The organism is Alteromonas sp. ABV2_168, from assembly GCF_056161165.1.
The window spans coordinates 239,565-256,647 of record NZ_JBSWYQ010000003.1 but is presented as its reverse complement, the minus strand read 5'-3'; the positions used below and the strand labels follow the sequence as shown (position 1 = coordinate 256,647).

The 17,083-nt window shown below is 50.4% G+C and carries 13 protein-coding genes; 8 read left to right on the top strand and 5 right to left on the bottom strand.

Translation table 11 applies throughout. The annotated features are described in order from the left end of the window. Positions 1–65 precede the first annotated feature (65 nt). Both ACXAH4_RS06670 and ACXAH4_RS06665 read right to left on the bottom strand, forming a co-directional pair. Positions 66–665 (bottom strand): succinylglutamate desuccinylase/aspartoacylase family protein, encoded by a 600-nt coding sequence (locus ACXAH4_RS06670; protein ID WP_474881213.1) that lies wholly within the window; start codon positions 663–665, stop codon positions 66–68. Between the two features lie 28 nt (positions 666–693). After that, positions 694–2,826 (bottom strand): TonB-dependent siderophore receptor, encoded by a 2,133-nt coding sequence (locus ACXAH4_RS06665; protein WP_474881211.1) that lies wholly within the window; start codon positions 2,824–2,826, stop codon positions 694–696. Between the two features lie 219 nt (positions 2,827–3,045). On the opposite strand from ACXAH4_RS06665, the gene ACXAH4_RS06660 reads away from it, so the two are divergent. Genes ACXAH4_RS06660 through ACXAH4_RS06645 form a run of 4 tightly spaced genes read left to right on the top strand, consistent with a single transcriptional unit; the run spans position 3,046 to position 7,708 of the window. After that, entirely contained in the window at positions 3,046–4,575 is a 1,530-nt protein-coding gene (locus ACXAH4_RS06660; protein ID WP_474881210.1) for an ABC transporter substrate-binding protein, read from the top strand. Further along, positions 4,576–5,514: an ABC transporter permease gene (locus ACXAH4_RS06655; protein WP_474881208.1), complete on the top strand. Its 939-nt coding sequence runs from the start codon at positions 4,576–4,578 to the stop codon at positions 5,512–5,514. Further along, positions 5,514–6,305, top strand: a complete 792-nt coding sequence (locus tag ACXAH4_RS06650) for an ABC transporter permease (protein ID WP_474881207.1) — start codon at positions 5,514–5,516, stop codon at positions 6,303–6,305. The genes ACXAH4_RS06655 and ACXAH4_RS06650 overlap by 1 nt, the downstream gene beginning before the upstream one ends. After that, complete coding sequence (locus tag ACXAH4_RS06645; RefSeq protein ID WP_474881206.1) at positions 6,302–7,708, top strand: ABC transporter ATP-binding protein; 1,407 nt, start codon at positions 6,302–6,304, stop codon at positions 7,706–7,708. Before ACXAH4_RS06650 ends, ACXAH4_RS06645 begins: the two co-directional genes overlap by 4 nt. Before the next feature lie 3 nt (positions 7,709–7,711). On the opposite strand, the gene ACXAH4_RS06640 is transcribed toward ACXAH4_RS06645, so the two are convergent. Next, on the bottom strand, positions 7,712–8,854 hold the full coding sequence (locus tag ACXAH4_RS06640) for an MFS transporter (RefSeq protein ID WP_474845041.1): 1,143 nt from the start codon (positions 8,852–8,854) through the stop codon (positions 7,712–7,714). Between the two features lie 239 nt (positions 8,855–9,093). Between ACXAH4_RS06640 and ACXAH4_RS06635 the strand changes: the two genes are divergently transcribed. The 3 genes from ACXAH4_RS06635 to tmpT all read left to right on the top strand — a co-directional run bounded on the left by ACXAH4_RS06635 (position 9,094) and on the right by tmpT (position 12,046). Further along, positions 9,094–9,621: an NADPH-dependent FMN reductase gene (locus ACXAH4_RS06635; protein WP_474881204.1), complete on the top strand. Its 528-nt coding sequence runs from the start codon at positions 9,094–9,096 to the stop codon at positions 9,619–9,621. A gap of 208 nt (positions 9,622–9,829) precedes the next feature. Next, positions 9,830–11,389, top strand: a complete 1,560-nt coding sequence (locus tag ACXAH4_RS06630; RefSeq protein WP_474881202.1) for a sodium:solute symporter family transporter — start codon at positions 9,830–9,832, stop codon at positions 11,387–11,389. A 30-nt stretch (positions 11,390–11,419) separates the two neighbouring features. After that, complete coding sequence (gene tmpT / locus ACXAH4_RS06625) at positions 11,420–12,046, top strand: thiopurine S-methyltransferase (protein ID WP_474881200.1); 627 nt, start codon at positions 11,420–11,422, stop codon at positions 12,044–12,046. A gap of 58 nt (positions 12,047–12,104) precedes the next feature. On the opposite strand, the gene ACXAH4_RS06620 is transcribed toward tmpT, so the two are convergent. After that, positions 12,105–15,212, bottom strand: a complete 3,108-nt coding sequence (locus tag ACXAH4_RS06620; RefSeq protein ID WP_474881199.1) for an efflux RND transporter permease subunit — start codon at positions 15,210–15,212, stop codon at positions 12,105–12,107. 2 nt (positions 15,213–15,214) lie between these two features. Next, on the bottom strand, positions 15,215–16,273 hold the full coding sequence (locus ACXAH4_RS06615; RefSeq protein WP_474845051.1) for an efflux RND transporter periplasmic adaptor subunit: 1,059 nt from the start codon (positions 16,271–16,273) through the stop codon (positions 15,215–15,217). A gap of 335 nt (positions 16,274–16,608) precedes the next feature. Here ACXAH4_RS06615 and ACXAH4_RS06610 point away from each other — a divergent pair, with 335 nt between their 5' ends. Continuing rightward, positions 16,609–17,025, top strand: coding sequence for a hypothetical protein (locus ACXAH4_RS06610; RefSeq protein WP_474865255.1), 417 nt, complete (start codon positions 16,609–16,611; stop codon positions 17,023–17,025). The last annotated feature ends 58 nt before the right edge of the window (positions 17,026–17,083 follow it).

Here is a 17,083-nt window from a genome sequence, read left to right as displayed (position 1 = left end):
ATAGAGATATCATACCTGCTACTGTTTCTGTTACTGTCATTTTTGTCAGGAAAGGGTTTTGCCTCTTATTGCAGAATACCAATCGTCACGGCTGATTGCCCCTCTTTGATAGCCGGCATCTCATTAATCATCATCACTGTGCCCGCTACAGGCGAGGAAATGGTTTCTACCACATTTCCAAAGTAGTCCGTGACTTTGCCCAGCGACGCGCCTTTTTCAACCTTTGCACCAATTTTCACGCCTGGCAGAAAGAAGCCGGTATGATGACTTTTCGCCGAAGTCAGTGTTTCATAAATTACAGGCTCTGCATGCGGACCCGGCTCCCCCGGTAACATCTCTAAGAAATACAGCGCATTCCGTGATACCTGAACAGCATACCCGACCGATTCTTCCGTGTACTGACCCAAGTGTCCGATTTCAGTGGTAAGTCCGGGCACGCCTCTTGTCATTGCCGTATTGGGAAATGAAATAGAATTGTCAGTGTCGCGGGGTCTGTCGCCATACATCACGATGTGTTGCATACCGGTGGCTTTAGCAAATTCAAAAGTTAGATCATCAAGTACTTTGTTACCCACAAATGGCGAATAGACATGATCCAGTAATTGTTGATTGGCACTACCTGAATGCATATCAATGAAGTAGTTGAATAACAGAAAAAGGGGCATTTGCCCCTTTTAAAACGAATAGTAATGGTCAGAATTGATAGCGGGCACTTACATTAACCGTTCGCGGTGTGCCTGGCTGAGTCCATAAAGCAGAATATGAATTATCGAAATACACTTCATCCAGCAAGTTGTCGACAAACACCTTCACCTGCAAGGATTCGTTAATGTCTACATGCCCGGCAATACTCACCAGAGTATAGGACGGCAGTACATATGACTGGTTAATCAGCTCTCCGGGACGTTCACCAACGTATTGGAATGACCCCAGCACCGCGGCGGCTTTACCGGAAACGGTAAACTCCCGTTGCGCGGTAAGCACAAACCGGTTCTCAGGAATGTTCAGCAACCTGGTCCCTGCGGGGATCTCAACACCCCAGTCGGAATTCGTTACTGTATTAGAAGTCGCTGCGTCCGTATAAGCATAAGACAAGCTCAGAGAGGTTTGCTCAGAAATATACGCTTTTACATCCAGTTCAAGTCCTTTACTTTCCGCTTCACCCAGCGCGGCTGTGAACCCGGAATTCACCGGGTCAGAAGCCAGTATATTCGACTTTTCGGCATTAAATAACGCCAGTGTACCGGTGATCCTGTCGCCTTCAGTAGAGAATTTAACCCCCAGTTCGTAAGACTCACTTTCTTCAGGCTCAAAAGAATTACCATCTACGTCGGCACCGCTATTCGGACGGAACCCTTCAGAATAACTGGTGTAAAAGGTGAAATTACTGTTCGCCTCAAACACAAAACCCACCCGCGGGCTGGTTGCCGTGCGATCCTGACTGGTCACCGATCCGTTCATGAAATTCTCAATATCCTGGGAAAAGTCATCGAAGCGGAAACCAACTAACAGCTTAAACTGCTCCGACAAATCGACCTGATCCTGAATGTAGATACCTTGCGCACTTTGATTTTCTTCACGGTCCGTGAGTGGCGCAACCTCCGGCTGAACCTGGCCATATTCCGGATTTATTTTACTCACTGAATAAGTAGTATCGCCTGCTCCCCACGCCGTTCTCCAGCGCTGCATTTCCTGTTCAAAGGTGTAATCATATGCATCCACCCCGATCAAAATGTGATGAGTCATTTCACCGGTTTGTACCCGGCCACTCAGTTCTGCCCGCGCAGAAAGGTCCTTAGTATCGTAGTCTCTGTAACGACGCTGACGTGAGACAACAGGATTATCTTCGCTCAGCAGCTGGCGACCGGAAGACAACTCAACCTCTGTTGAGTAACCTTCGAATGAAGAATCACGGTAACTTAGACCGGCATTTACGTCCCAGTTTTCGTTCAAAGATGTTTGTAGTGACAATTGATGTCCTACAGCTTCAATATTCATGTCGCCGTCGGCTGGTTCGCCATAGAAGGTTTCACGGGGTACGCCGGTAAAGTTGTCACCCACAACCACAATGCCTCTGTCGAATGGGGCCTGCTGGTCGATTATCTCCAGTTCGTAAACCAGGTTTGTAGTGTCATTGAGCCGGTAAAGCACTGAAGGGGTGAAAATGAGCTTATTGCTTTCAACAGTGTCACGGAAACTACCCGCGTCTTCATAAGCTCCATTAACCCGGAAAGCCAGATCCGACGTGACTGCGTTGGTGTAATCACCTTCCAGACGATATAAATCGTAACTGCCTGCCGTTGCTTCAATATAGCCTTCCTGATCAAACTCAGGCTTTTTGGTAATAATATTGATGGTGCCGCCGGGTTCACCACGACCATACAGCGCTGATCCCGGACCTTTGAGAATTTCTATCGCTTCAATATTTGAGGCATCACGACGGCCACTGAATCCGCGGCCAACGTTAAAGCCGTTGACCAGATAACCCGAAGGTGAATTCTCATCACCTGCAAATCCCCGCACTGCAAAGCTGTCCCAGAGACCACCAAAGTTATTCTGGCTGGCAACACTTCCTGAAAGGGACAAGGCTGTTTGCAAATCGGTAACCCCAAAGGAATCCAGGGTTTCATCTGACAAGACTGTCACCGCTTGCGGTAAGGACTTTAGTGGCACATTGCCGCGATAAGCCTGGCGCAGAGAGGTCACTTCGACGTGTTCTACACTGTCGTCTTCTGCTTCAATATTTTGTGAAAAAGATTGAAAACTGGTACCGATAAGTATGGCGAGAGAGGTGAGCCTGGTCACCCGGGTTACTGAGGTTTTCACTGTGCAAGTTCCATTCTAAAAGATAATAATAATTATTAAACCAATATCACTTGATACATTATCACATATCATCACAGTTTACTCTATTAATAATCAGAGCGGTCCGCTAAACGCCTTTTGGATGTTAACTAACGTAAAAAGCGCCACTTTTTTACGCGAGATATGTATACTTAGCGGGTAAAGTTCCATCTGCTAAATATCAATTCAATAAGGTATGTCGTGATCTCCCGCGTTTTTTTTCTTTGCTTGCTCACATTCTTCATGCAATCCTGCTCGCCTGCGCCGAAAGACAAGACTTTACATATCAGCGGCCCCTTTGAGCCGGTCAACCTGGACCCGGCTTCCGCAGGCTATATGTTTACCCGGATGCAAATTATAGAAACACTGGTAGACGTGGATAATGAAGGCAACCTGATTCCGGGCCTGGCAACTTCCTGGAAAAGCAATGCAGATTTGACCCGCTGGACATTTAATCTCAGACCCGGCGTAACATTCCACGACGGCACATTGATGGACGCAGAGTCAGTGCGAAAGAGCCTTGCCGTAGCGCTCGGAAAACCGGCTCCCTTTCCGGTCGATATCCTCACCAACATTGAAATCGTTGACCCGCTCACGGTCAGTTTTACACTCAAAGCGCCTTACCGGCCATTTCCGTCCCTGCTTTCCAACTACACGACAGCAATCTTATCGCCCGCATCATTTGGTAAATTTAACCGGATGAAGGCACTGATTGGTACGGGTCCTTATGAAATTACTGAATTCATACCGCCCCATAACATTAAAGCTAAGCGTTTTGAAAAGTACCGCAATGGCCCTGCTACCATTGAATCCGTTGATTATGTAACCGGACACCGGTCAGAAACCCGTGCACTCATGGTAAGAACAGGCCAGGCAGATATTGTTTTTAATCTCGATCCGCCGGCAACAGAGATGCTGAAGCAGGATCCGGATGTAAATGTGCACACCCGTTATATCCCCAGAACAACTCTGGTCAAGCTTAACAGTGGGAACGAAAAACTCAGCGATGTGCGGGTAAGGCAGGCGCTGAGTCTGGCCATTGACCGTCAGGCCATCGCAGAAGGTATTCTTCATGTTAAAGGTGCTGAAGCTAATCAGCTGTTCGGGCCATCTATGGGCACCTGGCACGATGCTTCTTTACCACCACTTGCTACAAATATTGAAAAAGCAAAAACGTTGCTTGATGAAGCAGGCTGGAAACTTCGTGATGACGGTATCCGCTACCGTGACGGTAAGCCGCTGTCCTTATCAATGATTACCTACGCAAACCGGCCGGAACTTATCACTATTGCCACGGCAATTCAGGCTCAGTGGCGGGAAGCTGGTGTTGAGCTGGCAGTGCATATGGAGAATGCCAGTGCCATACCTTCAGGTCACAGCGACGGCACACTGGAAACGGCTTTGCTGGCGCGCAACTTTGCCAATATCCCGGACCCTCTTGGCATCTTACTGGCCGACTTCACCTCGGTTGAAGGCGGAGAATGGGGCCCCATGAACTGGAGCAATGAACGGGTATTTTCCATCGTTAATCAGTTGGCGTCCGGTAAACCGGATGACAACTACTATGTGTTGCAAAAAGAACTTATCAGCACGCTGAACGAAGATATGCCGCTTATCCCGGTGGCATTTTATGTTCAGCAATCAGCCACATCTTCACGGGTCAGAAATTTCAGTTTCGACCCCTATGAGCGTTCGTTCAGAATCGACCAGATGCGCTTTCAGAGTAAATAAATGCTGAAAATACTACTCTCCAGACTTGGTCAGTGCCTTTTGATGGCGTGGAGCGTGGGCACACTGACGTTCATCCTTACCCGCCTGCTGCCGGGGGATATGGCCTATAAAATTGCAACCGGACGCTATGGCGATGATGCAGTCAGCACCGCTGCAGCCAATGCGGTGAACGCCGAACTAGGACTTGACCGGCCTGCTTTTCAGCAATATCTGGTGTGGCTGGGAGATTTACTCACCGGCGACCTGGGTACAAGCCTGGTGACCGGCGCGCCGGTTGTCCATGAGTTGCAAAACCAGATGAGCTTTACTCTGGTGCTGGCGTTCTGGGCTATTCTTGCAGCAGCGCTCATTGCCTTTCCTGTGGGGCTGTTGTGTGGTGCAAAAGCCGAAACCGTGCCAGACAAGGCTTCACTCATCACATCAACATTTATCCGCTCCCAGCCGGTATTTTGTCTGGGGCTGTTACTCATTTTTATTTTTGCCATGGAGCTGAACTGGTTCCCTGTGGCCGGATTCGGCAGCACTGAGTACGCTGTACTTCCGGTACTGACTTTAGCACTCAGCCTGGCAGCAGTATCTAACCGGGTAGTCCGCAACAGTACCCGTCAGGCCGTTAACAGTGCTTACTTTCATTTTGCCCGCACCAAGGGACTGAGCTATGCACGAGCCTTCACCCGCCATGTAATACCAAACGTCATCGTACCCGGCCTTGCCTTCATGGGTATTCAGCTCATCGGCCTGATTGAAGGGGTTATTATGGTGGAAAGTCTGTTTGCCTGGCCGGGTATAGGCCATGGTTTGTCTCACGCTGTTTTTGCCAGAGACATACCCATGTTACAAGGTACAGCGCTGGTCATGGGTATGTTGTTTGTGGCGATTAACACCCTTGTGGATATCAGCCAGCACTACCTTGACCCAAGAACGAGGCTGGAAAATTGATGTCTGTTTTTCACAGGCTGACCATGCAGCAACGGGCTGGCATGGTAATTCTGTTATGCCTCGCTGTCTTTGCCTTTTGTGCACCGCTTGCCGGCACCGATCCTGATGCACAGGATTTGCGCCATGCATTCGCCGCGCCGGGCGCAGAACACCTGCTAGGTACTGATCATTTTGGCCGCGACATGCTTGCCCGTCTGAGCGGCGGAATGCGGATTTCATTTGCGCTGGCGATAATCTGCGTATTCAGCGCAGTAGTAAGCGGTGTAGCCTGCGGTCTGGCCGCTGCCTGGTACCGGCGCTGGCTGGATACAGGTCTGAATTTTCTGGCCAACACGATTCTGGCACTGCCCGGGCTGGTTCTGATCCTCGTTTTTGCTGCAATTGTGCCCGGTTCATTTTTGATGATCTACATCGCCATATCGCTGGTGCTGTGGGTAGAGTTTTTCAGGCTCGTCAGAGCCATTACCCTGCCGGTTGTACAGGGAGAAGAGCTGGAGTCATCAGCATTGCCCGGCTTCGGAAAGTGGTATCTGTTCAAACGTCATATCTGGCCTGCCATTGCACCCGATGTGTATTCTCTTTCCGCCTTCGGCGCAGCGACATCGGTCATTGCTATGTCATCAACAGGATTTGTGTACGTCGGCCTAAAGCCTCCCACGCCGGAACTCGGCCTGATGATTGTGGAACTATTTCCGTATTACTATAAAGCGCCCTGGCTGTTAATAGAGCCCATTGCAGCACTGTTTTTAATGGTCTTTGCTTTCCAGCTTCTGGCGGGTAAACAGCCATGAATTCTGTGCTTCAAATAGAAAATCTGACCATCGTTTCTTCAGAAGGCACACTGGTAGACAACCTGAGTTTCACCGTCAGCCCCGGCGAGCCGGTAACGGTTATCGGAGAAACCGGCTCAGGAAAAAGTTTGCTGGCTCACACCATCATGGGAGACTTACCCAGGAATCTTCAGGCCACCGGTAAAGTGCTCACCGCCGGACATGATATGTTGCAGGCGCATGCCACGCAGACACCATCGTCTCTGTGGGGACGAACCATTGTCATGTTGCCACAGGAACCGGTGAAAGCCTTAAGCCCCCTGATGAAGCTCCGGCAGCAGGTTGGTGAAGTATTCAGATTTATCAGAAATCTCAGCGGCCACAATGCTCAGACATCGGTTGATGGTGCACTCGGGCGCACCGGACTGACTCAGGCTGCAGATAAAATACCGTCGCAACTATCAGGCGGTATGGCGCAGCGGGCCGCTTATACCTGTGTTGCGTCAACGTCTGCCGGAATCATGATTGCCGATGAGCCGACGAAAGGACTGGATAATCATCACAAAGCGGTTCTGGGTGAAGAGCTTCGTCAGTTCGCTAAAACGGGTACCCTGCTCACAATCACCCATGATATGAGCCTTGCAAAGCTGCTTGGCGGTAAAGTCATCATAATGCAGAAAGGTAAGGTTTTGGAAACCGGTGCAGCGGGCCGCGTGCTGAATACTCCGCGCTCCCCATACGGGCAAGCCCTGCTTAACGCCTTACCTGAAAACTGGACTCCACTGAGCACTAAGAAAAGGAGTTTTGCTCCACTGATCACGTTGCAGGACTGCGCAATAAGACGTGGCACCGACGTTATATTTGACAATATCAGTCTGGCATTAGGGAAAGGAGAAGTTGTCGGCTTGACCGGTGACAGTGGTAGCGGAAAATCCACCTTGGGGAATGTACTTCTGGGATTACTTCCGGCAGACGGTAAGCGACACATTGCAGAGCCACTGGCCCGTCACAAAATGCTAAAAATCTATCAGGACCCGCCCAATGCTTTCGCTAAAAACGTGCCTGTTATTCAGCTTCTGGACGATGTCATCCGCCTTCATCAGCTGGACGACAGTGAACTTGACCCGTTGCTCAATGAACTCGGGCTTTCCCGCCAGTTACTGCAACGGCACGCAGGCATGATCAGCGGAGGTGAATTACAGCGGGTCGCCCTTTTGCGGGCGCTGCTATTGAAACCGGCTTTCCTGGTCGCCGATGAACCCGCTTCCCGGTTGGACCCCATAACCAGTGAAGTGGTCTCACGGTTACTGGTATCAAGCTGCCGTGAGCGGCAGTGTACACTGCTCTTTATCAGCCACGACAGGCAACAACTGGAAAAGCTTTGTGACCGGGTGATCGATACAAACAGCCTCAGGCAGCAGTAACACCTATACCCTGACTCTTCCGGCCAGGGCAGTAGCGACACAAAGTAACACAGCAATCACACCCAATGCCGCAGGCAGGCCGTAAACCTGTGCCCCGAAGCCGACCAGTGCAGGCCCGGCCAGAACACCCACATAGCCCAGTGTTGATACGGCTGTTACCGCAGACGCTTCGCTCATAATTTTTTGCTTACCCGTGGCCGAAAACATGATGGGCACAATATTGGAACACCCGAGACCAATCAGCACATATCCGGTAAGCGCTGCCACAGGAAGCGGCACCAGAAGTGATAATGCAAAACCTGTAATTGCAATGCCGCCGCCTCCCAGTACCATCATTTTTGGTCCCAGTATGCTGGTGATCTTATCCCCGGCCAGACGTCCTAACGTCATGGCAACAGAAAAACAGGCGACACCCAACCCGGCGTTCTCAGGATTAACGTCACGGTATTCAGTCAGATAAATGCCGCTCCAGTCCAGCACAGTACCTTCGGCCAGAAACACAATGGAACACACGATACCAATCAGTACTACCACACCTTTTGGCAGGGCAAAAAATGCCGCCGGCTCCTGTGACTTGCCGGTTCTGAATCCGTTTATGCCAGTCAGCAAAAAGGCCACTGACATTACCGCACCGGCTGCACTGGCCAACTCCACCGGTACACCGGAAGATAAAATCGCTGTCATTAAAATTGCGCCACTCATGCCTCCCAGACTGTAAAAGCCATGAAACCCCGACATCAGCGGCTTATCCGCTTCTTTTTCTACTGCAACGCCCTGAATATTCATCGCACAATCGGTGGTTCCTACGCACAAGCCGAAGAGCACCAGAAAAACAGCCAGCAGGGTAACAGAGTCCAGCCAGATCAATGCCGGATAAAGCAGTGAGAAGCATGCCATAGAAGCCACCAGCACAGGTTTGCAGCCAAGCTGAGATGAGAATTTACCGGCTAGAGGCATGCCAACTAACGCTCCGGCGCCGAGACATAACAACATCAGCCCCATGGTACCGTCACCAATGGCGAGGTTTATCTTAATAAATGGAATGATGGCCGCCCAGGCTGCAGTAATGAATCCTGCGCTGAAAAAAGCAATCCGGGTGGCACGTTTTTGCGCAGGTATTAGAGGACCTGCTGGCACTGAAGACATTCACTATCCTACATGTAGTTGACGACGCTGGTAATATTCAGACTCTGCTGGCAGCGCACTCAGCATCATACAATATCCGGACTGAATTTAAATTCCGTTGGCACAATATGCAACAAGCTATTTCAGCTAAACACGTTCATTTCATAAAATCGAACGAACCATTTTGTATTTAGCACTTATCCATTTACGATAAAAAACGTACTGTATTGATAACGAAAAACTCAAAAAGGATTCAATTCATGAAAGTTGTTGCATTTGGTGCAAGTACAAGCAAAAACTCAATTAATAAGGCGCTAGCAACCTACACAGCAAAGCAGGTAGAAGGTGCTGATGTTACCGTTCTGGACATCAACGATTATGATGTTCCTATGTTCAGTGAAGATAAAGAAAAAGAGATTGGTCAGGCTGAAGGCGCACAGAAGTTTTTAGATGACATCGCCGGCGCTGATGCCCTGGTTATCTCATTTGCTGAGCACAATGGTCATTACCCCGCAGCGTTTAAAAACCTGTTCGACTGGGCAACCCGTATCAACCGCGCGGTATATGGCGACAAACCAGCCGTTTATCTGTCATCGTCTCCGGGTCCCGGCGGCGCGAAGTCTGTGCTGGCAGCGGCAACCGGTTCTGCAGGTTTCTTCGGCGGAAACGTTAAAGCATCGGTTTCTGTGGCTAACTTCTACGATGTTTTCGACATGGAAACCGGTGAAGTAAAAGACGACACAGTCGCGGCTGAATTAAAAGCGGCAGCGGCTAAGCTGACGGCTTAATCACAGCGTCAAAAATACAGGGGCAGCGGCGGCTGCCTTTTTATTCCCGCCCGTCTGAACGTATCCTTTCTCTTATCTGTATATATTCTGCGCTTAACTCTTTCTGACAGTGTGATATGGTTGAAATATCATCAACACTCTGCCCCCTTTATATTCAACGTGTTACCTCATTACGCGCAGGCAGCGGAAGCAAATTCAGGAGAAAGGAATGACGTGGCTGGACTATTCCATAGTAGGTATTTATTTACTGGGATTACTGTTTTTAGGACTCAGGTTCAGGCATCAGCATTCCGGACAGGAATACTTTCTCGGCGGGCGCTCACTGGCCTGGCCCACACTGACACTCTCTGTCATGGCAACCCAACTTTCCGCTATCAGCTTCATTTCCGCCCCGGCATTTGTCGGACTGCGTGAAGGTGGCGGTCTCATCTGGCTGAGCTACGAACTGGCTTTGCCGCTGGCGGTAATTGTTATGCTCTGGCGTTTGCTGCCCACCTTACATAGCGCCGGTGTGGTAAGTGTCTATGACTATCTTGAGCAGCGTTTCTCCCGCTCTACCCGCTTGCTGATCAGCTTCGTCTTTCAGATCAGCCGATCTTTCGCAACTGCCATTATGATTTACGCTATCAGCCTGATATTACAGGGCACCATGGGACTGAACCAGTTTCACGCTATTCTGGTTATCGGTGTTATCACACTGATCTACTCAGCAATGGGCGGCATGAAAGCGGTGGTTTACGGTGATGCCATTCAGATGATCCTCATCGTTGCCGGCGCAGCTTTATGTCTGTGGGCGGGTCTGGACGCTGCCGGAGGCTGGGACAAAGTATTTGAAATCATTCCGCCGGAACGTCTGCAGGCAGCCAATATCAGCACAGCCGGATTAAATGGCAGCGATTTCGGTTTACTGCCAATGCTGTTTGGCGGTCTTGTGCTGTATGCCTCGTATTACGGGTGCGATCAGTCTGAAGCCCAGCGGGCGCTGTCCAGCCACAGCATAAAAGACTTAAAGAAAATGATGCTGACCGTAGCTTTTCTGCGTTTTCCCGTCACTTTGCTGTATTGTGCTGCGGGCCTGGTGATCGGGGCCCTTGTGATAGCAACGCCGGAATTGCAGGCGCAAATCCCGGAAGGCGAACCCGACTGGATGATGCCCGTCTTCATTATTAACTATCTTCCTGCAGGCATTGTCGGCATTCTGGTAGTCGCCATTCTGGCTGCGGCCATGTCGTCGCTCAGTTCTGCCATTAACAGTCTGGCTGCGGTGACCACAGAAGACATTTGCCGGATCACTGGTGCCAAACCCGATGATGAAACCTATCTGAAACGGGCACGGCTTGCCGGTATAGTGTGGGGACTGATCACTCTGGTGCTGTCTTTGTATGCCGGTAACATTGCTCCGACGGTGATTGAGGCTATTAATAAAATCGGCTCAGTTTTTTACGGTCCGGTGCTGGCCACATTCCTGGCCGGTATTCACAGCCGCAAGGTGTCTCCTGCTGCCGCTAATGCCGGATTGCTGGCCGGTGTAGCGGTAAACGTGTTTTTGTGGCTGAGCGGTAACCCGTTATTCTGGTTCTGGTGGAACCTGATTGGTTTTGTGATCACCTTGTCTTCAGCCTTTGTGTTATCCCGCTTTTTACCTAACGATGCGGCACATAAGCTGCCTTCGGTGCGGGGTATCAGTTACCGCGCTGCCGCAATACTGACCGCCTGGTCCGGTATTTTAGTACTGACTGTGATTTACCTGCCGGACTGGTTAGGATAATCTGCTTTTTTATCTTCTTTAGGGGAATGTATGGATCCGCAATTCTGGATGTTAAAGTGGCAAAACAATGAAACCGGATTTCATGAGCCTGAAGCGAACCCGAACTTGACTGCCAATATTGACCAGTTATCGCTGGCTCCGGGCAGTCGTATCTTCGTGCCTTTATGCGGCAAAACACTGGATATTCCCTGGCTCTTGTCGAAGGGGTATGAAGTAGTGGCAGCAGAATTAAGCCATCTGGCGATCATTCAGTTATTCGATCAGTTAAACATTATTCCTGATTCAGAAAAGCTGAACGGCGTAACCCGCTACGACGTTCCCAATTTCACCCTTTTCGGCGGCGACATTTTTGATCTTACCGCAGACATGCTTGGCAAGGTAGACGCCATCTACGACAGGGCTGCACTGGTAGCCCTACCGTTTGAAATGCGTGTCCGCTATGCTTCACACCTTCGTGAAATTACCAATACGGCCCCACAGTTACTGGTGACCTTTGACTATGACCAGCAAAAGCTTGATGGTCCGCCGTTCTCAGTGATCAGCAACGAAGTAGAACAACATTACATCGACCACTACAGCTTAACATTACTGCAGGGTAAGGAAATCACCCTGAAAGGCAAAGTGCCGGCACAGGAAAATGTCTGGTTGCTGAAATAGTCTCCCGCGGATAAAAAATGGCCTGCGTCAGGCAGGCCATTTGTCATTTACTCACCGGTTATTCCAACTCGCCTTTGCGGTATGGTATTGCCGCATCCTGCTCTGTCAGTGCTTTTTCCCGGGCTTCCGGTGACCCGGTATTGCGGGCAAATGCAGCATAGGCTGTGGGCACGATGAACAGGGTCATAAAGGCCGATACGATTACGCCGGCAAATATCACCATACCAATCACCATCCGGCTTTCAGATCCCGGGCCTGTTGCCAGTACCAGCGGCAGCGAACTGAATACAGTAGTGAAGCCCGTCATCACAATCGGGCGCAAGCGCTGGGCCGCAGCACGTTTCAGTGCCTCTTCAAATTCAACACCGGCATCACGTAACTGATTAGCAAACTCAACAATAAGAATACCGTTCTTCGCCGCAAGACCAATCAACATCACCAGCCCGATCTGGCTGTAGATATTCATGGTCATGCCTGCCACATACAAGCCGATAAACGCCCCGACCAGTGCCAGAGGAACGGTAAGCATGATAACCAGCGGATGCACCCAGCTTTCAAACTGGGCAGCAAGAATGAGGTAGGTCACCGCCAGTGCCAGAATGAAGACGAAGATAAACGAGTTTCCAGCTTCATGATAAAGCTGGGACTCACCTTTGTAGTCAATGGACACAGCATCAGGCAGTTCTGTCGCAACGATGTTTTCCAGATACGCCAGCGCTTCCCCTAGGGTATAACCTTCTGCCAGGTTCGCTTCAATAGTAATAGCACGCATGCGGTTATAACGGTTCAGCAGCGCCGAAGTCGCCTGCTCATCCACTTTCAGCAGGTTATCCATGGGAATAAGCTGACCGGTGCGTTGTGAACGGACATACAGATTATCAATGCTGCTGGGGCTGCGGTAATCCGATTCTATCCCTTCCATGATGACGTAGTATTCTTCGCCTCTGTCCAGGTAAGTAGATACGCGGCGTTGTCCCAGCATGACTTCCAGCGTGCGGCCGATATCAGAAATCGACACCCCTAAATCGGCTGCGCGGTCGCGGTCGATATTCACCAGTAACTGCGGAGAGGTATCTTTGTAATCGGAATCCAGGCGTACCAGTCCCGGATTGTCTCTGGCTTTATCCATGACGATGTCACGCCAGGCGACCAGGTTTTCGTAGGTGTCGCCCTGCAACACAAACTGGACCGGACGCCCTGTCCCGCCACTGATGCCGCTTCGCATTACACCAAACGCAGTAACATCCGGAATGACTTCCAGTTTCTTAGTCACCTCTTCCATTAATTCAAAAGACGTGAAGTCACGCTGATCCCATGGGATCACGCCTACCACAGCCAGGCCGGCCATGGTGCCCCGGCCCGGCGCACGTACCAGCAGGCGATCAAAGGTTCCTTCTTCACGGTAAGGCATCAGAATCGATTCCACTTTTCTCATGCTTTCCGCTGTATTTTCAAAAGACGCACCTTCCTGACCTTTTACCATGATATAAAAAGTCCCCCGGTCTTCTTTCGGGGTGAACTCGCCGGGAATTTTCCCGAACAGCTGCCAGATGAGAACAAGTGTAATGATGAACAGCACAGCCATCAGCCACGGCTGGTGAATGGTGGTGCCCAAACTGCTTTCGTAGCGGTTCTCAATAGCCTTGAAGCGCTTATCCAGCCAGCTGCCGAAGCCTTTATCCCGCGACTGCTTTTTCAGTAATTTCGAGCACATCATGGGAGACAGCGACAAGGCTGTAAAACTGGAGAAGGCCACAGCGGCAGCCATGGCCAAAGCAAATTCTGTAAACAGCCGTCCGATATTTCCTTCCAGGAAGATTAGCGGTACAAATACAGAAATCAGTACCAGCGTGGTAGCGATAACAGCAAAGCCTACTTCTTTTGCCCCGCGGTAAGACGCCAGTAAAGGCGGCTCTCCCATTTCGATACGACGGTAAATATTCTCAAGCACAACAATGGCGTCATCGACCACCAGCCCGATGCCAAGCACCATTGCCAGCAGCGTCAGCAAGTTGATGGAAAAGCCCAGCATATACATCACAATGAACGCACCGATCATCGACACCGGCACGGTGACAGCAGGGATCAGTGTTGCACGGACATTCCCGAGGAACAGGTAAATCACTACCACCACCAGAATCATGGCGATAATCAGGGTGTTGTATACTTCGTTGATTGATTCCTCGATAAATACCGAAGAGTCGTAACTGGGTACAATGAAAATGTTATCCGGCAGCGTTTCTTCAATTTTAGCAATCTGCTCTTTGGCAGAACGCACCACATCGAGGGTATTGGCTTTCGATTGCTTAATGATCCCCAGGCCAATCATGTTTACACCGTCACCGCGGAATTCACTTTCGTCATCCTCCGGTGCCAGCTCCACATTGGCAATTTCACCCAGTCGTACCAGATAACCGTCATTACCTACCGCGACAGTCAACTGGGCAAAATCATCCGGCGTTAAGAATGAGCGCGCTACCCGCACCTCAAAATCCCGGTCATTGGACTCGACCTCACCAGCCGGCAACTCTACGTTTTCTGACTGAATCACATCTTCCACGTCGGTAACGGTGATACCACGTGCCGCCATGGCATTACGGTCAAGAAACACCTTCATGGCATAGGTCCGGCCGCCGCCCAGCTGAACCCTGGCCACACCATCAGCAATAGACAAGCGGTCTACCAGGAAGCGCTCGGCATAATCGGTAAGCTCCATGGTATCCAGGTTAGTACTGCGCAGGTTAAACCACACCACAACATCTTCGTCTGAACTTTCTTTTGATACCTCGGGAGGATCAGCCTGTTCAGGCAGGTTGTTCAGCGCACGGCTCACCCGTTCCCGCACATCATTGGCTGCGGCATCGATATCACGGGTCAGCTTAAACTCAATAGAAATAGACGAACGTCCATTGCGGCTGGTTGAGGTGATATTTTTTATCCCTTCAATTCCGCTGATCCGGTCCTCAAGCAACTGAGTGATACGGGTTTCAACAATGTTGGCAGAAGCACCGTCGTAGTTGGTGTTGATTGATACGATTGGCGGGTCGATATCCGGATATTCCCGCAGCGACAGCATAGTGATCGCCACGATGCCGAAGATCACCACCAGCAAATTAATCACCGATGCGAACACCGGCCTTTTTACGGAAGCATCAGATAACCACATGGTTACACTCCCTCAGCATTCAGTACACGAACGGCAGAGCCTTCCTGCACACGTAACGTGCCTTCGGTAATAATACGTTCACCGCTGACCAGGCCGTCGACAACCTGCACGATACCGGGTTTACGCTCACCGATAATGACTTCGCGTTGCTCGACCACATCGTTATTCACAACAAATACGTACTGCTTATCCTGAATGGGCACCAGCGCTTTTTCAGGAATAACCAGTGTTTCCAGTACCTGCTTTTCCAGTGTGATTTGAAGCAGCATACCGGGACGGATTTTCACCGGTTCGTTTTTAATGTGTGCTCTTACCAGAACAGAGCGGGAGACCGGATCGATACGGGAACCGATAGTGGCAATGGTGCCTTCAAAATCTTCTCCCGGATACGCTACGGACTGTGCGATAACCCGCTGACCGGGAGACAGGCTGGCCAGCTGCCCTTCTGCCACACTGAAATCTACCTTGATAATGCTGATATCGTCCAGCGTGGTAATGGCATCACCCGGTTGTACCAGTGAGCCTTTGCTGATGTTGCGGATCCCGAGCAGACCGGCAAAGGGTGCACGGATTTGCAGCTCATCCAGCTGAGACTTCGCAACATCCAGTTGCGCTTCAAGTCCTTTCAGTTTGGCTTGCTGTTCGCCAAGTATTTGTTGCGATGCCGCGCGGGTTTTCGCCAGGTTCACTACCCGCTCATACTGACTTTTCGCTTCAACAATGTTCGCTTCAAGTTCAACAATGCGGGCCAGCTCTTCGTCATTATTCAACTGAACCAGTAATTGCCCGGTCTTTACCGTATCACCGTCATCAAACTTTACGTCTGTAACGCGGTCGGTCTGCTGCGCCGTGATCGTGACCGATTCGTTGGCATTGGCCGTACCCAGCGCCTCAATGGTCACCGGAAAGGTTTGCTCGGCTACTACAGTCACGCGAACGGGAGAAGGTAAACGGCCTCCGCCTGCGGAAGATTCTTCAGCAGGCAGATTGATATAAATTAAGAACGCACCTAACGCGACAACGCCCACCAGTAACGGGGACAAAAAGGACTTTTTCGACATCTCTGATTCCTATCAACGTTTCTCAACTGCACAGTCAGGGCGATGCTGACACTGTGTATGCATTTCTATTCCATGCACTGAGAAATTAAAACAAGCCTTGGTACGTGGCTGTTGTTATTGTTGTTATACTGCCGGACAACTCTTGATGAAATCAGGCCGCCGGTCTGTTTGTTTATAATTATTTAAATTTTATTTTACCTGGTTGTATGCTTTTTAGGATTCGCTCATCAGTCGTTTTGTTACTTCTGCCGCTTTTTGGCTGCTCTGAGGTTCCCGCGCCCCCGGTTTGCCGTTCAGTTGAATCCACCGAACCCGCTCATGACGCTCTCGCCTGTGTGATCAAAACAGATAAATACGCATTACTGCTGGAAAACGCCGGAGGTCTTCTGACCATGCCGCTGGCCAGCATCAATGAAGAGCAAAGTGAACAGTGCGCTCTGCATGAACAGGTCTGGCAACAAACCGGTGTAAACGTGGAAGTGGGTAAACTTGTGCTGACCACCAGCCAGAATATGGCCGTGTACGAATGCACCCAGCAAGCCGGCCTGGACAGCATCACTGGCGACTTCCCCTCGCCCGGCTGGACCGGCGAATCACTCAGCTGGGTAAAGCGTGATGTTTTTTCAATCAATATCAAAGACATGGAAAATCGCGATCATTTGATCCCGCTGCGTGACAGCGTCACAATACTGCACCAGAATACGCAACCAGCCGGTGGTAACACCACCACAGCGAACCAGTCCGGAGAGTAAATCTCAACGTCTCTGCTTTTTCCTCCGGATGATAAATAATAAGTCAGACGATACTGGC

Coding starts and splice junctions, on each gene's coding strand:
- ACXAH4_RS06640 (WP_474845041.1), bottom strand. CDS start 8,854: ATGTCTTCAGTGCCAGCAGGTCCTCTAATACCTGCGCAAAAACGTGCC.
- tmpT (WP_474881200.1), top strand. CDS start 11,420: ATGGATCCGCAATTCTGGATGTTAAAGTGGCAAAACAATGAAACCGGA.
- ACXAH4_RS06620 (WP_474881199.1), bottom strand. CDS start 15,212: ATGTGGTTATCTGATGCTTCCGTAAAAAGGCCGGTGTTCGCATCGGTG.
- ACXAH4_RS06655 (WP_474881208.1), top strand. CDS start 4,576: ATGCTGAAAATACTACTCTCCAGACTTGGTCAGTGCCTTTTGATGGCG.
- ACXAH4_RS06645 (WP_474881206.1), top strand. CDS start 6,302: ATGAATTCTGTGCTTCAAATAGAAAATCTGACCATCGTTTCTTCAGAA.
- ACXAH4_RS06630 (WP_474881202.1), top strand. CDS start 9,830: ATGACGTGGCTGGACTATTCCATAGTAGGTATTTATTTACTGGGATTA.
- ACXAH4_RS06670 (WP_474881213.1), bottom strand. CDS start 665: ATGCCCCTTTTTCTGTTATTCAACTACTTCATTGATATGCATTCAGGT.
- ACXAH4_RS06635 (WP_474881204.1), top strand. CDS start 9,094: ATGAAAGTTGTTGCATTTGGTGCAAGTACAAGCAAAAACTCAATTAAT.
- ACXAH4_RS06650 (WP_474881207.1), top strand. CDS start 5,514: ATGTCTGTTTTTCACAGGCTGACCATGCAGCAACGGGCTGGCATGGTA.
- ACXAH4_RS06615 (WP_474845051.1), bottom strand. CDS start 16,273: ATGTCGAAAAAGTCCTTTTTGTCCCCGTTACTGGTGGGCGTTGTCGCG.